The 14,593-nt window shown below is 71.3% G+C and carries 11 protein-coding genes and 2 pseudogenes; 7 read left to right on the forward strand and 6 right to left on the reverse strand.

What is annotated here, in order from left to right:
* Positions 1 to 121 precede the first annotated feature (121 nt).
* From V4Y04_RS19065 to V4Y04_RS19075, 3 genes are all read right to left on the reverse strand, one after another.
* Positions 122 to 670 (reverse strand): potassium channel family protein, encoded by a 549-nt coding sequence (locus V4Y04_RS19065; protein WP_332429407.1) that lies wholly within the window; start codon positions 668 to 670, stop codon positions 122 to 124.
* A 28-nt stretch (positions 671 to 698) separates the two neighbouring features.
* A complete protein-coding gene (locus V4Y04_RS19070; protein ID WP_332429408.1) occupies positions 699 to 1,136 on the reverse strand; it encodes a DUF7144 family membrane protein in 438 nt (145 codons plus the stop codon).
* Between the two features lie 119 nt (positions 1,137 to 1,255).
* The gene (locus V4Y04_RS19075) at positions 1,256 to 1,732 is read right to left on the reverse strand and encodes a MarR family winged helix-turn-helix transcriptional regulator (protein ID WP_332429409.1); all 477 of its coding nucleotides are present in this window, start codon (positions 1,730 to 1,732) and stop codon (positions 1,256 to 1,258) included.
* Between the two features lie 100 nt (positions 1,733 to 1,832).
* Between V4Y04_RS19075 and V4Y04_RS19080 the strand changes: the two genes are divergently transcribed.
* The 7 genes and pseudogenes from V4Y04_RS19080 to V4Y04_RS19110 all read left to right on the forward strand — a co-directional run bounded on the left by V4Y04_RS19080 (position 1,833) and on the right by V4Y04_RS19110 (position 10,771).
* Positions 1,833 to 2,258, forward strand: a complete 426-nt coding sequence (locus V4Y04_RS19080) for an HGxxPAAW family protein (RefSeq protein WP_332429410.1) — start codon at positions 1,833 to 1,835, stop codon at positions 2,256 to 2,258.
* A gap of 93 nt (positions 2,259 to 2,351) precedes the next feature.
* Positions 2,352 to 3,251: a DUF2797 domain-containing protein gene (locus V4Y04_RS19085; protein WP_332429411.1), complete on the forward strand. Its 900-nt coding sequence runs from the start codon at positions 2,352 to 2,354 to the stop codon at positions 3,249 to 3,251.
* Between the two features lie 109 nt (positions 3,252 to 3,360).
* Positions 3,361 to 4,320: an amidohydrolase family protein gene (locus tag V4Y04_RS19090; RefSeq protein ID WP_332429412.1), complete on the forward strand. Its 960-nt coding sequence runs from the start codon at positions 3,361 to 3,363 to the stop codon at positions 4,318 to 4,320.
* A gap of 129 nt (positions 4,321 to 4,449) precedes the next feature.
* Positions 4,450 to 5,190 (forward strand): response regulator transcription factor, encoded by a 741-nt coding sequence (locus tag V4Y04_RS19095; RefSeq protein WP_332429413.1) that lies wholly within the window; start codon positions 4,450 to 4,452, stop codon positions 5,188 to 5,190.
* A complete protein-coding gene (locus V4Y04_RS19100; RefSeq protein WP_332429414.1) occupies positions 5,187 to 6,923 on the forward strand; it encodes a sensor histidine kinase in 1,737 nt (578 codons plus the stop codon). Before V4Y04_RS19095 ends, V4Y04_RS19100 begins: the two co-directional genes overlap by 4 nt.
* 14 nt (positions 6,924 to 6,937) lie before the next feature.
* A pseudogene (locus tag V4Y04_RS19105) lies at positions 6,938 to 8,170 on the forward strand (glycosyltransferase); the annotation flags it as partial.
* Positions 8,171 to 8,524: 354 nt separating this feature from the next.
* Complete coding sequence (locus V4Y04_RS19110; protein ID WP_332432910.1) at positions 8,525 to 10,771, forward strand: glycosyltransferase family 39 protein; 2,247 nt, start codon at positions 8,525 to 8,527, stop codon at positions 10,769 to 10,771.
* A 155-nt stretch (positions 10,772 to 10,926) separates the two neighbouring features.
* Here V4Y04_RS19110 and V4Y04_RS19115 read toward each other — a convergent pair whose 3' ends face one another.
* The 3 genes and pseudogenes from V4Y04_RS19115 to V4Y04_RS19125 form a co-directional block, all read right to left on the reverse strand.
* Complete coding sequence (locus V4Y04_RS19115; RefSeq protein ID WP_332429415.1) at positions 10,927 to 11,397, reverse strand: PPOX class F420-dependent oxidoreductase; 471 nt, start codon at positions 11,395 to 11,397, stop codon at positions 10,927 to 10,929.
* A 514-nt stretch (positions 11,398 to 11,911) separates the two neighbouring features.
* Positions 11,912 to 13,555: pseudogene (locus V4Y04_RS19120) on the reverse strand (MDR family MFS transporter); the annotation flags it as partial.
* Between the two features lie 14 nt (positions 13,556 to 13,569).
* The gene (locus V4Y04_RS19125) at positions 13,570 to 14,148 is read right to left on the reverse strand and encodes a MarR family winged helix-turn-helix transcriptional regulator (protein WP_332429416.1); all 579 of its coding nucleotides are present in this window, start codon (positions 14,146 to 14,148) and stop codon (positions 13,570 to 13,572) included.
* Positions 14,149 to 14,593: the final 445 nt, after the last annotated feature.

Raw genomic sequence — 14,593 nt, forward strand, 5'->3', positions numbered from 1 at the left:
TGAACCGGCGGGGCTCTTGTCGTGTGGGAAGAGGGAGGGCCGGTATCCGGTCCCGTGGCTTCGCGCGAGCTCGCTCCGGCGGTGGACCTTGTGGGGGACGGGACGGGTGAGGTCGGCGGGGTCAGGGTTTGTGGTGGTGGTCGGTTCTGCGGTGGAGGAGCACGGTGCGGATCCGGTGGCTCAGGGCGGTGGCCGCCGCGGTGAGGAAGATGAAGGTGTAGAGGATCTGGAGCATGGTGACCAGGCGGGCCGTCTGGCTGTGCGGGGTGATGTCGCCGTAACCGACGGTGGCGAGGGTGACGATCGTGAAGTACAGGGCGTCCAGACGGGTGTCGAGGCCGATGAGTTCGCCGGGGCTTTGTGCCAGGCCCTGGTAGGCCGTGGCGAAGACCAGGATGGACAGGCTCATCAGCAGGGGGATGACCAGTCCGGGCCGGGCGTGCGGGTGGTTGAGGAGGACGTGGTTGATCTGCTGGAGCAGCAGGGCGGCGATGAGGGCCAGGGTCAGGCCGAAGAGGGTCCAGCTCAGGGTGGGGTGTCGAGGGCCCAGGCCGTTGAGGGGGAGCAGGAAGTAGGCGGTGACCAGGACGGTCGCGGCGAGAGCCTGGGTGAGCCAGCGCCACAGGGGGCTCCGTGTCGTGGCCGGCTCGCGGTTGTCGCTGCTTTCCATGGGGGTGAGGCGGAAGGGGCGGGTGTTGTTAGGTCTGGGGCGTCGTCTCGCGGCGTGGTGAGCACAGGGCCCAGATGATGAAGCCGTCGATGACGATGAGGACGATCGACCAGACCGGCGCGTAGGGCAGCCACACGAAGTTGGCGATCATGCTCAGTCCGGCCAGCGCGACGCCTACGGCGCGGGCCCAGGTCGCCCCCGTGAACAGGGCGAGACCCGCGGCCAGGACGAGGGCGCCGAGGATCAGGTGGATCCAGCCCCAGCCGGTCAGGCTGAACGCGTAGGTGAAGTTGCGGGTGGTGACGAAGACGTCGTCCTCGGCGATGGCGGCGATGCCCTGGAAGATCGCCATGATCCCGCCGAACGTCATCAGGACCGCCGCGGCTCCGGTCCAGCCCGTCGCCCAGGCGCTCTGGGCCTCCCGCCCGGCCCGCTGCTGGCGTGTTCCGCTGACATTGCTCGCCATGTGCTCGCCCTTTCGGCTGCCCCGAGCGGTCCCCGAGCTGTGTGTCTCCTCATCCAGGTTTGCACCCCGGGGTGTGCTCGGCACCTCGGGTGCCGGGCCGTGTCGTGCCGTGCGCCGCGTCACTTGGTGCGGCCGTGCTCCTCGAGGTAGTCGGCCGCGAGGGCGTTCGCGCGGGTGAACCAGTCGTTCAGGACGGCGATCTCGTCGGGGCCGTAGTCGGCGAAGAGCGCGGTGAGCCGGGTGTAGTGCGGCTCGTAGATCTCACGGACGCGAGCCACGGCGTCCGGCTGGGCGGCCACCCGGACGCGACGGCGGTCCGCGGGGTCGGGGCGGCGGGTGATGTAGCCGGCGCGTTCCAGGCGATTGAGGATGCCGGTCATCGCGCCCGTCGTGACGTGGACGCGTTCCGCCAGTTCCCCCGCTGTGGGCAGGTGCTCGCCCGACGCGATGACGAACCCGAAGCAGGTCAGGTCGGTGACGTTCAGGTCCACCTGCTGGGCGATCCGGTGCTGGCCCACCAGGTGGGTCGCGATGAGGCGGTCCATCGCCCACAGCGCCTGCTCCGGCGTGGCGGGCTGGCGCGGCTTCGCGTGCATGGTGTTCCCCATTTCACTTAGCGCGTGAGGGTTTTCTGCGCTAAATTGCTTACGTCGTGAGATATTTTCGCGCCCGTCGACCGTGTGAGGGAGCAGGTACGTGAGCGCACATCAATATGACCATGGGCATACCGTCGCCGGGTGGACCGGTTTCGGGATCGTCACCGTGGGGGCGGCCGTTCTCGCGCTGGGGGTGTGCACGGGGTCCGGGGTGTCGCGGGCCGCCGGCCTGGGCATCGTCCTGCTCGGCCTCCTCGTCACCTGGGCGCTGCACCTGGCCGGGTGGGGCAAGCCGACAGGGCGGCGGCCGAGGGAGCAGTGGGACTGGCGGGTCAGGGACCCCGAGGCCGGGGACGGACATCCGGGGTGCCTGGGATGCCGGCTGGCGGGCCGGGGCCGGGGCCGGACCACGGTGGCGGAATCCGGCGACCCCCTCCCCGACCCCCTTCCCGGCTCCGTCCCCGCCCCCAGGAACGGTGCCGGGGAGCCGGGCCCCGTGGGTGCCGGTGGCTCCTCCGTGCGCTGAGGCTTCCTTCGTGCGCGGCCCGTTGTCGGCGGACCGCTGCCAGTCCTGTTGCCAGTGGCTCGTTGTCAGTGGCGGCCCCTAGTCTCGTCGGAGATGGCACAGGTGTGGAGATGCTCGGGGCTGCGGTGGTCGGCAAGCGGTCCCGCGCTGGCGTGGGACGGTGGGCGGCACAGTGCCCTGACCTGGGGGAAACGGGTGGCCTTCGCGGTCGCGGAAGGGGGAGCGCGGACATGCGTGGGGGCACGGGGGCATGCGTGTCCGCTCGGCGCGGTGGTGCCGGGGCGAGGCACGGGAGCGCGGTGCGCGGAGTGCGCGCGGCTGGACCGGGCGCACTCCGTGGCCGCCGACACCCTCGCGGACGATCCGCGGCCGTACCGCGTATATCTGGCCTGGTTCGGTCCCGGAATGGTCAAGGTAGGGATCACCGGGGTGGCGCGGGGCCCGGCGAGGCTGCTGGAGCAGGGGGCGGTCTGTTTCAGCTGGCTGGGGACCGGCCCGCTGATGGCGGCGCGGCGCACCGAGGAGCTGCTGCGCGCCGCACTTCGGGTGCCCGACCGGGTCCCCTACGCGGACAAGCGGGCGGTACGCGCGGTACTTCCGGGTACGGAGGGCGAACGGGCTGCGGAGCTGGCGGAGTTGCACGGGAGGGCGGTCGCTCTGGCCGGGTGGCCGGAGTCGCTGGACCGTGAGGCGTTCCGGCCCGTCGACCAGGTCGGGATGTTCGGGCTGGCGGGGGCGCCGGCCGCTTTCGGGGAAGTGGGCGAGCTGGTTCCCGGGGGCGTGGTGAGCGGGGAGCTGGTGGCTGCCGCCGGACCGGATCTGCATCTGGCGACGGAGGGTGGTGTGGTGGTGCTGGATACGCGGTTCCTGCCCGGGTGGGGGCTGGTTCCGGCGGAGGGCAGGGAGTTCGACGTGCCGGTCAAGGCGCTCAAGGCGCTCAAGACACTCAGGGGGGCGGGGGAGGGGACGGGAGTGCAGGACGGCTTGTTCTGATCCGGTGCGCGAGGGGCCTCGGCAATCCATGCGGTGGTCGTCCGGTGCGTCGGCCCGTCCTGGCGGCAGGGGGTGGACCGGGGGCCGGGTCCCGGGTGATCGTGGCGGTATGAGCCATCACCTCACGGAGTCCGCCCGTGCCGAGGCCGCTGACGTGCGGCGCTTCTGGGAGGGGCTCGGGCTTCCCGGACTCGTCGACGTGCACACGCACTTCATGCCGGAACGGGTGCTGCGCAAGGTGTGGGCCTACTTCGACGAGCTCGGGCCGTTGACCGGCGGGGTCGAGTGGCCGATCACCTACCGGCAGGAGGAGAGGGAACGGGCCGAGCTGCTGGGGGAGTTCGGGGTGGCTGCCTTCACGGCCATGCTCTATCCGCACAAGCCCGGCATGGCGCGGTGGCTGAACGACTGGGCGGTCGGCTTCGCCCGCCGTACGCCCGGCTGCCTGCACACCTCGACGCTGTTCCCCGAACCCGGGGCCGAGAGCCTGGTCAGGGGTGCCGTCGAAGCGGGGGCGCGGGTCTTCAAGGCGCATGTGCAGGTGGGGGCGTACGATCCGGCCGACGCGTTGCTCGACGGTGCCTGGGGCGTGCTCGCCGAAGCGGGCGTCCCGGTGGTGATCCACTGCGGTTCCGGGCCCGCGCCCGGCAAGTACACCGGCCCCGAGCCGATCGCGCGGGTACTGGCCCGGCACCCCCGGCTGCGTCTGGTCGTGGCGCACCTCGGGATGCCCGAGTACGAGGACTTCCTCGACCTCGCCGAGCGCTACCCGGAGGTGCGGCTGGACACCACGATGGCGTTCACCGACTTCGCCGAGCGTATGGCGCCGTTCCCCCGGCGGGCCCTGCCCCGGCTGGCCGGTCTCGGTGACCGGATCCTGCTCGGCACGGACTTCCCCAACATCCCGTACCCGTACCTTCATCAGCTCCACGCACTGGAGCGGCTCGGGCTCGGGTCCGCATGGCTGCGGGCGGTGTGCCACGACAACGCGGCCCGCATCTTCGGCCTGCGGGGGGACGAAGACGGGAGCGGGAGCGGGAGCGGGATCGGAAGCGGCGCCGCTGGCTGACAGGAGCGTCGGGGCGGCTGGAGGGGTGAGGGGTGAGGGGTGAGGGGTGAGGAGTCGCCGGAGGACTTCTCAGGGAAAACACAGACTTCCGAAAGGGCACTCTCAGGGGTCCCCGCGAGGGTGTGGAGCATGACCACGACCTCGCCCCAGGGGCGCACCGAACTGCTGAGGCCGGACGGGAGCCCCGTCCGGGTGCTGGTGGTGGACGACGAGCAGCCGATCACCGAACTGCTCTCCATGGCCCTGCGCTACGAGGGCTGGCAGACCCGCAGTGAGGCGGACGGCCGGGGCGCTGTCCGGGCCGCACGCGAGTTCCGGCCCGATGCCGTCGTCCTGGACATGATGCTGCCGGACATGGACGGTCTGTCCGTGCTCGGGAGGCTGCGCCGCGAGCAGCAGGACATGCCCGTCCTCTTCCTCACCGCGAGGGACGCCGTCGAGGACCGCATCGCGGGCCTGACCGCCGGCGGCGACGACTACGTGACCAAGCCGTTCAGCCTGGAGGAGGTCGTCGCGCGGCTGCGCGGCCTGATCCGGCGCTCCGGCGCGGCCGACCGACGGCCGGAGTCCATGCTGGTGGTCGGCGACCTCACGCTCGACGAGGACAGCCGCGACGTGACCCGGGCCGGGGTGGACATCCACCTCACCGCCACCGAGTTCGAGCTGCTGCGCTACCTGATGCGCAACCCGCGGCGGGTGCTCAGCAAGGCGCAGATCCTCGACCGGGTCTGGTCCTACGACTTCGGCGGGCAGGCGAACGTCGTCGAGCTGTACATCTCGTATCTTCGCCGGAAGATCGACGCCGGCCGGGAGCCGATGATCCACACCCGGCGCGGTGCCGGGTACCTGATCAAACCCGCGGTGTCGTGAGCGGACGACGACGGCCGCGTCCACGGCGGAGAGCGGGCACACCGCGCACGCTACGGACCCGGCTCGTCGTCGCGTCCGTGGTCCTGATCGCCGTGGTGTGCGCGGTGATCGGCACGGTGACGACGCTGGCCCTGCGGTCGCACCTGTACGAGCAGTTGGACGGGCAGCTGCGTGAGGTGGCGATGCGTGCTGCCGGCGGGCCCGCGGACGGCGGGCCGCCCCTTCAGCTCCAGGGCGGACAGGGCCCGCTCGAATTCGTCGTCAAGGGCCCGCAGGGCTTCGGCACCATCGGCGCGACCGTCGAGGACGGCCGGGTGGCCGAAGGGATCGTCAGCACCTCCAGGGAGGAGAACGGGGTCACGACGCCCGAGGCCGCGCCGCTCACCGACGCCCAGCTCACCGCCCTCGCGGCCGTACCACGTGACGAGAAGCAGCACACCGCGGAGATCCCCGGCCTGGGCGAGTACCGCGTGGAGTACCTGAGCGGCCGCAACGGCACGTTCTACGTCGCACTGCCGACCGAGAACACCGACGACACCATCAGCACTCTCATCCTGGTAGAGGTGAGCGTCACCGGCGCCGGGCTCGTGGCGGCCGGTATCGCGGGGTTCGTTCTCGTCGGCGTCGCGACCGGCCCGCTGCGCCGGGTCGCCGCCACCGCCACCCGGGTCTCCGAACTGCCTTTGCACCGCGGCGAGGTGACGCTCGAGGAACGGGTTCCCGAGGCCGAATGCGATCCGCACACCGAGGTCGGCCGGGTCGGCGCCGCCCTGAACCGGATGCTCGACCACGTCCACGGCGCGCTGCACGCACGTCAGGCGAGCGAGACGCGGGTACGGCAGTTCGTCGCCGACGCCAGTCATGAGCTGCGTACACCCCTGGCCTCCATCCGGGGCTACGCCGAACTCACCAGGCGGGGACGGGAGGAGGTCGGCCCCGATACCCGGCACGCGCTGCGGCGGATCGAGTCCGAGGCGGGCCGGATGACCCTGCTCGTCGAGGACCTGCTGCTGCTCGCGCGCCTGGACGCCGGGCGGCCCCTGCAGTTCGAGGAGACCGACCTCGTCCCGCTCGTCGTGGACACCGTCAGCGACGCCCGCGCGGCCGGCCCGGATTATCACTGGCGGCTGGAGCTGCCCGACGAGCCCGCCACTGCGCACGCCGACGCGGCCCGCCTCCAGCAGGTGCTGGTCAACCTGCTCGGCAACGCCCGCCACCACACCCCGCCGGGCACCACCGTGACCGCGGGGGTGCGGCGGCAGGGTTCCTGGCTGTGCGTGGAGGTGGCGGACGACGGGCCCGGCATCCCGCCGACGCTGGTTTCGCACGTCTTCGAACGGTTCGCACGTGGTGACTCGGCGCGCACCCGCTCGCCCGGGGGTTCGGTGGATGCCTCTACCGGTGGGTCGGCAGGTGGTTCGACCAGTGCCTCTGCCTCTGCCAGCGCCTCTGCCAGCGCCTCCACCGGTGGCTCGACGGGTCTGGGGCTGGCCATCGTGCAGGCCGTCGCAACCGCACACGACGGTGCCGTGACCGTCGAGAGCGTGCCGGGAAGGACGGTGTTCACGCTGTGGCTGCCCGCGCTCGCCCCCCGCCCCGCGCTAGCCCCGGAGTCCGCGTGGGCACCCCGGCCGGCGCCCCGGCCGGCGCCCGCGCCGCGTCCGTCCCCGTACTCACCGGCGTACTCACAGGCGCAGCACAGCCTCGGCACACGGGCGGAACAGGGGCCTTGAGAAGAGTCGGCGCCATGCGAACCGACTCTTCTTCCGGCACTGAGCCGGCGTGGGAGCAGTTGCCGGCCCGGGAACACCTCCCGGTCGACGGAGCCGCCACGCCGGTCCTGGACCTAGTGATCCCCGTCCACAACGAGGAGAAGGACCTCCGGCCGTGCGTCCGCAGACTGCACGAGCACCTCACCCGCACCTTCCCCTACGCGTTCCGCATCACGATCGCGGACAACGCCTCCACGGACACCACCGCGCAGGTGGCGGCGGGACTGGCGGAGCGGATCACGGAGGTGAGGTCCTTCCGGCTGGAGCGGAAGGGGCGGGGCCGGGCCCTGCAGACCGTCTGGTCGGCCTCGGACGCCCCCGTCCTCGCCTACATGGACGTGGACCTGTCCACCGACCTGAACGCCCTGCTGCCGTTGGTCGCCCCGCTGATCTCCGGCCACTCGGACCTCGCCATCGGCTCCCGGCTCAGCCGGAGTTCACGAGTCGTGCGGGGTACCAAGCGGGAATTCATCAGCCGCTCGTACAACCTGATCCTGAGGGGTTCGCTCCAGGCCCGCTTCTCCGACGCGCAGTGCGGTTTCAAGGCGATCCGCCGGGACGTCGCCCAGGTGCTGCTCCCACTGGTGGAGGACAGCGGCTGGTTCTTCGACACCGAACTGCTGGTGCTCGCCGAGCGCGCGGGGCTGCGGATCCACGAGGTACCGGTCGACTGGGTCGACGACCCCGACTCGACCGTGCACATCGTCCGGACGGCGACCGACGACCTCAAGGGCGTGTGGCGGGTCGGCAGGGCCCTGGCCACCGGTTCGCTGCCGCTGGACCGGTTGACCAGGCCCTTCGGCGACGACCCGCGCGACCGCGACCTGACGGGCGTACCGCAGGGGCTGGCACGGCAGTTGGTCGGCTTCTGCGTCGTCGGCGCCCTGTCCACGCTCGTCTATCTGCTGCTCTACAGCGGCTTCCGGACCTTCGCCGGCTCTCAGACGGCCAATGGGCTCGCCCTGCTGGTCTCGGCGGTCGCCAACACGGCCGCCAACCGCCGGCTCACGTTCGGGGTGCGGGGGCGTGGTGGTGCGGTACGGCACCAGGCGCAAGGGCTGGTCGTCTTCGGTATCGGCCTCGTGCTGACCGCCGGTTCACTCGCCGCGCTCAACGCCGCGGCCGGCGATCCCGCCCACTCCACCGAGCTGGCGGTTCTGATCGCCGCCAACCTCGCCGCGACGGTACTGCGGTTCCTGTTGTTCCGGGCGTGGGTCTTCCCGGACCGCGGCCACCCCGACTCCCGGCACCACCAGGATCGTCACAAAGGGCCGGCCACGTCTCCCCTCGACGTCTTCGAAGCCCTTGACGCTTTTGACGCCTTTGACGGAGACCGCTCCCGGCGGGACGCGACCATGCGGCTGCAGCCGGTGCGTCCGCCCGCCGTGCCCCCCGTGCCCCCCGCGTCCCCCACGTCCCCCGCGTCCGCCCGCCGTGCCCCCCGTGCCCCCCGCGTCCCCCGTGCCCCCCGCGTCCCCCGCGTCCCCCGCGTCCCATCCGTCCGGTCCGGCAGCCCGGCCCCGTACGTCCGGCCCGTCCGGCATCGACCCGAGGAACCCTCGATGAGCACGCAGTCCGATCAGACGAGTCCCGGAACGATTCCCGGAACGAGTGCCGGAACGAGTGCCGGGGTGGCCCCCACCGTCTGGGGGCCACCCCGCCCTGCCTCCGCTCCCGCGGAGGAGGAACCACGGCAGCCGCTCGCCCGGAGACTGTGGCGCGGTGGGCCGGAGGACCCCCGTTGGGCGCGACCGGCCTTCCTCGGACTGCTGTTGGTGACCGGGCTGCTGTATCTGTACAACCTGGGCGCGTCCGGATACGCCAACTCCTTCTACTCGGCGGCGGTGCAGGCGGGCAGCGAATCGTGGAAGGCGTTCTTCTTCGGCTCGCTGGACGCGGCGAACGCCATCACCGTGGACAAGCCCCCGGCCTCACTGTGGCCGATGGGGCTCTCGGTGCGGGTCTTCGGCCTGAACTCCTGGGCGATCCTCGTGCCCGAGGTGCTGATGGGCGTCGGCACGGTCGCTGTCGTGTACGCGGCCGTGCGCCGCCGTTCCGGCCCGGCCGCCGGTCTGATCGCGGGCGCCGTGCTGGCGCTGACACCCGTCGCCGCGCTGATGTTCCGGTTCAACAACCCGGACGCCATGCTGGCGCTGCTGATGTCCCTCGTCTGCTACCTCGTGGTCCGTGCCCTGGAGGACGGCCGGACGAAGTGGCTGGTGTGGGCCGGTGCCGTGATCGGTTTCGCGTTCCTCGCGAAGACGCTCCAGGCGTTCCTCGTCCTCCCGCCCCTCGCGCTCGTTTACGGTGTCTGCGCTCCGGTGAAGCCGAAGAAGCGGGTGGTGCAGCTGGCGTGGGCGACCCTCGCGCTGGTCGTCTCCGGCGGCTGGTGGGTGGCGGTCGTCGAGCTGTGGCCCGCGTCCTCGCGCCCGTACGTCGGCGGCTCGCAGAACAACAGTTTCCTGGAGCTGACCTTCGGCTACAACGGCCTCGGCCGGCTCAACGGCGAGGAGACCGGCAGCGTCGGCGGAGGGGGAGCCGGTGGCCCCGGCGGTGGTACCGGTGGCGGGCAGTGGGGCGAGACCGGCTGGGACCGGATGTTCGGTTCCTCGGTCGGTGGCCAGATCTCCTGGCTGCTGCCCGCCGCACTGATCCTGCTGATCGCGGGGCTGGTCCTCACCCGCAAGGCCGGGCGGACCGACCCGGCACGCGGCTCGTTCCTGGTCTGGGGCGGCTCGCTGCTGGTGACCTTGGTCGTCTTCAGCTACATGGCCGGCATTTTCCACGAGTACTACACGGTGGCCATCGCGCCGTATCTGGCGGCTCTGGTCGGCATGGGCTCGGCCGCGCTGTGGGAGAAGCGGCGCTCGGTCGCCGCCTCGCTCGGCCTCGCGACCGCCGCGACGGCCACGGCAGCCTGGGAGTATGTGCTGCTCGACCGCACACCGGATTACCTGCCCTGGCTGAAGTGGCCGGTTCTGGTCGGCGGTCTGGTCGCGGCACTCGGACTGGTCTTCGTGGGCCGGCTCGGACACCGGCCGGCGCTCGCGGTGGCAGGGCTGGCACTGGTGGCGGCGTTGGCCGGTCCGACGGCGTACACGCTGAGCACGGTGCAGGAAGGTCACTCCGGTTCCATCGTCACGGCCGGTCCGGCGGGCGCGAGCATGGGTGGCGGGGGCGGTCCGGGCGGTGGCCCCGGCGGGGGCGGTGGCTTCCCCGGCGGGGGCGGTCAGGGCCGGCAGGGCCAGACCCCGCCCGGCGGCGGTGGCAACGGCACCGGCGGCTTCCCCGGCGGCGGCCCGATGGGTCAGGACAGCCAGGACGGTCAGGACGGCCGGCCCGGCCAGAACCGGCAGGACGGCACCGGTGGCAGTGCCGAGAACGGCATGCCGGGCGGTGGCGGCGGTGCGGGCGGCATGGGCGGACTGCTCGGTGGCACGAGCATCGACTCGGAGGCGAAGGAACTCCTGGAGACCGACGCCGGGAACTACACCTGGGTCGCCGCCGCGATCGGCGCCCAGAACGCCGCGAGCCACCAGCTCGCCACGGGTGAACCCGTCATGGCGATCGGCGGCTTCAACGGCACCGACCCCTCACCGACCTTGGCCCAGTTCCAGCAGTACGTGGAGGAAGGGAGGATCCACTACTTCGTCTCCGGCGGGAGCATGGGCGGGGGCATGGACGGGGGTGACGATTCCGCCGGCTCCAGTACCTCTTCGCAGATCACGTCCTGGGTGGAGGAGAACTTCGAGGAGGCGACGGCAGGCTCGGCCACCTTCTACGACCTCACCCGGAAGGTTGAAGGCTGAGGGTCGACGGTCAACGGCTGACGGTCAACGGCTGAAGGCCGACGGCCACTCCGCAGTCGGCAGCGAGTGGCAGCGAGTGGCAGCAAGCGGGCGGAGGGCGGGCGGAGGTCGGGGGGCGGTGGCACCGGGAGCAGCCACCGCCACCCGCCCGCTCGTCAGTCCCCTTCGACCAGCCGTGCCGGGAAGCCGCCCGTCGCCACCGGGCCCCACCGCTCCGGGGTGATCCGGATGATCGACTTGCCCTGCTTGACCATGGCCGCCCGGTACTCGTCCCAGTCGGGGTGTTCGCCGGCGATGTTCCGGTAGTACTCCACGAGCGGTTCCACCGACTCGGGTGTGTCGAGGACCTCGGCGGTGCCGTCGATCTGTACCCAGGGGCCGTTCCACTCGTCGCTGAGGACGATCAGGCTCACGTGGGCGTCCCTCTTGGCGTTGCGGGTCTTGGCGCGTTCCGGGTAGGTGGAGAGCACGATGCGGCCGGAGTCGTCGACCCCGCAGGTCAGCGGCGACCCCTGGGGGCTTCCGTCGGTTCGCCGGGTCAGCAGGATCGCGCGGTGCCGGGGCCGTACGAAGTCCAGCAACTCATCGAGGGGGACACGGGTGTTCGTCGCGATGTTCGGTGCCATGGCGCCAGCCTAGGACCGACGCCGGGTGCCGGTGGGTGCCTCGCCAGGCCGTCGGGGGCGAAGACCCGGGGGGAGTACCGGCGAGGAGGGCCGGTGAAGAGGACCCTGCTGAAGAGGACCGGCCCGCGGTGGGGGGCGCGCCTCCGCTGACGACCTCACCCGCGATGGCGAGCGGGCTCCCGACGCCCTGCGGCTTCGCCTCCGGCGTTGTCGTCGGTCGCGATGGCTCCGCCATCACTCCCTCCTCCGCCTCGGATGCGAAGCCGCATGACGCCGCTCGCTGATCCACTCCCCATCGCGGGTGAGGTCGTAAGAGCGTGCCGCCCGCCGCGGACCGGGGTCGGGTGGCCCGAAGGCGAAGGGGTCCGGACTACTTGCCGGAACCGGTGGGGCCGGTGGGGTCGGTGGACCCGGTGGACCCGGTGGTGCCTTTGCCACCGCCGGCGGAGGCCGAAGCGGAGCCGGACCGGCTCGGGACGTCGGCGGTGCCGGCCTCGGCCGCCCCGCCGGTGGTTTCGTCCGTCGTTCCGGCGGCCACCGGAACCGTTGCGGCGGAGAGCGACTCGGCGGCCTGGGCCAGCGCGCCCGAGGTCCGCAGCGGGACCTCCTTGATGAACAGGGTCACCAGGAAGGCGAGGAAGGCGACCGGGGCGACGTACAGGAAGATGTCGGCGATGCCGTGCCCGTAGGCGCTCTCCAGCCAGGTGCGGATGCCGTCGGGCAGCAGGTCCATGTCCGGCAGTTCACCGGAGCCGGCCGATTGGGCGGCGGCGGCCCGCTCCTGCGGGCTCAGTGAGCCGATGGTGTCCTCGGCGTAGTGGTTGATCCGGGTCGACATGACCGAGCCGAGCACCGAGACGCCCACCGCGCCGCCGAGCGACCGGAAGAAGGTGACGACGGAGCTCGCGGCGCCGAGGTCGCTCGGGTCGACCTGGTTCTGCGTGCACAGCACCAGGTTCTGCATCATCATGCCGGTGCCGAGGCCCATGATCACCATGAAGAGGCCGATGTGCCAGTACGGGGTGTCGTAGCGTATGGAGCTCAGCAGCCCCAGGGCGGCGGTCAGCAGCGCGGCGCCGGCGACGAGCCAGGCCTTCCACTTACCGGTCCGGGTGATGATCAGACCGGAGACGGTCGAGGAGACGAACAGACCGCCGATCATCGGAATGGTGAGGACACCCGACATGGTCGGGGACTCGTTCCGGGCCAGCTGGAAGAACTGGCTGAAGTAGATGGTGCCGGCGAACATCGCGATGCCCACGAACAGCGAGGCGACCGAGGCCAGCGTGATGGTGCGGTTGCGGAACAGCCGCAGCGGGATGATCGGCTCGGCGGCCTTCGTCTCGACGAACAGGAAGACCAGGGTGAGCAGCAGCGAGCCGCCGACCATCGCGTACGTCTGCCAGGACACCCAGGCGAACTTGTCGTCGGCGAAGGTGACCCAGATCAGCAGCAGGCTGACGGCAGCGGTGATGAAGAAGGCGCCGGCCCAGTCGACCTTCACCTTGCGCCTGGTCTCCGGCAGCTTCAGGGTCTTCTGCAGCACGAAGAGGGCGATCAGCGCGAACGGCACGCCGACGTACAGGCACCAGCGCCAGCCGAGCCACGAGGTGTCGGTGATCACGCCGCCGATCAGCGGGCCACCCACGGTCGCGATGGCGAAGGTCGCGCCCAGGTAGCCGGAGTAGCGGCCGCGCTCCCGGGGGGAGATCATCGCGGCCATGATGATCTGGGCCAGCGCGGTCAGACCGCCGGCCCCCAGCCCCTGGATGACCCGGGCCGTGATCAGCATGCCGGGGTTCTGCGCCATGCCGGCGACCACGGAGCCCACGATGAAGATGACCAGGGCCGTCTGGACCAGTGTCTTCTTGCTGACCAGGTCGGCCAGCTTGCCCCACAGGGGCGTGGACGCGGTCATCGACAGCAGCGCCGCCGTCACGACCCAGGTGTAGGCGCTCTGGCCGCCGCCGAGTTCGGTGATGATCTCGGGCAGGGCGTTGGAGACGATGGTGGAGGACATGATCGCGGCGAACATGCCGAGCAGCAGGCCCGACAGTGCCTCCAGGATCTGCCGGTGGGACATGGGAGCGCCGCTCGCGGAGGAGTCTCCCCCGCGCTCGGCCCGAGCCCGCACACCGGTCGGTGTGGTCGTTGCCATGGACTTCCTTACTCTTACGCGTTTGCGGGTGTACGGGCGGTCTCGGTGTCCTGGGGGGTACGAGGAGCCGGGGTCCCAGGGGCCTCGGAGGGCGCGGCGGCCTCGGGCGGCACGGGGGCCGCAGGGGGCGCGGGGCTGGGTGGTGGTGTCGCGCGGGGCGTGGGCCGGCAGTCGCTGAAGCTGTCCCGAAGGCGGGACATGAGCCGGGCGAGCAGGACGATCTCGTCCTCGGACCAGTCGTCCAGGCGTTCGGTGAGCAGTTGGGTGGCCCGTCGGAACAACGCGTCGAGCTGCACTCGGCCCGCGGGGGTCAGGCGCAGGATGCGGGAGCGCTTGTCGGTCGGATCGGGGGACCGCTCGACCCAGCCGAGCGCGACCGCGTGGGTGACCTGGCGGCTGGTGACCGAGAGGTCGACGGCGAGCAGCTCGGTGAGCCGGCTCATGCGCATGGCGCCGTGGCGGCCGAGGGCCGTCAGCACGGCGGCGGAGCCGCTGTGGAAGTCGGCCGGCATGCTCCGGCGCAGCTCTCGCTTCACCGCGCTGAAGGCACTGAGCTGCCGTACCAGCTCCTCGTACTGCGCCTGCTCGGCCATGACACCTCCCATTCGTTGCTTAGGGCAACGATAGAAGTGGTTGGTTGCTGAAGGCAAACAAAAAAGGGTGCAAGGGCCTCAAAACTTGGCAAAGGCAAGTATGTTAAATCGTAAACGCGCAGGTGGGAGGGTTTGTCGGCCAATCGGTACCAGCGGCCGGGCCCTGCGGCCCCGCTCCGATGGCTCACGTGGACCGCGCTCAGCCCGTACCGCCGAGCGACGTGTGCCCGCGCGCGATCCCTCTACGTGCCCCATGCGCGCCCCATGCGTGCCCCGTCCGCACCCCATCGGACCTCTTTCGAGAGAACCACCGACTTCAGCCGGTGGGGGAATCGAATCCCTGGTGTACGTTTCTGGTGTCCCGCAAGGGATCGGTTCGGGCTGGACCGCAACCCTCAGGTGGGAAGCCCCCTTCCTTCGGGAGGGGGAGCGGAGTCACAGGTGC

Source organism: Streptomyces sp. P9-A2 (assembly GCF_036634175.1).
GTDB lineage: Bacteria > Actinomycetota > Actinomycetes > Streptomycetales > Streptomycetaceae > Streptomyces > Streptomyces pratens.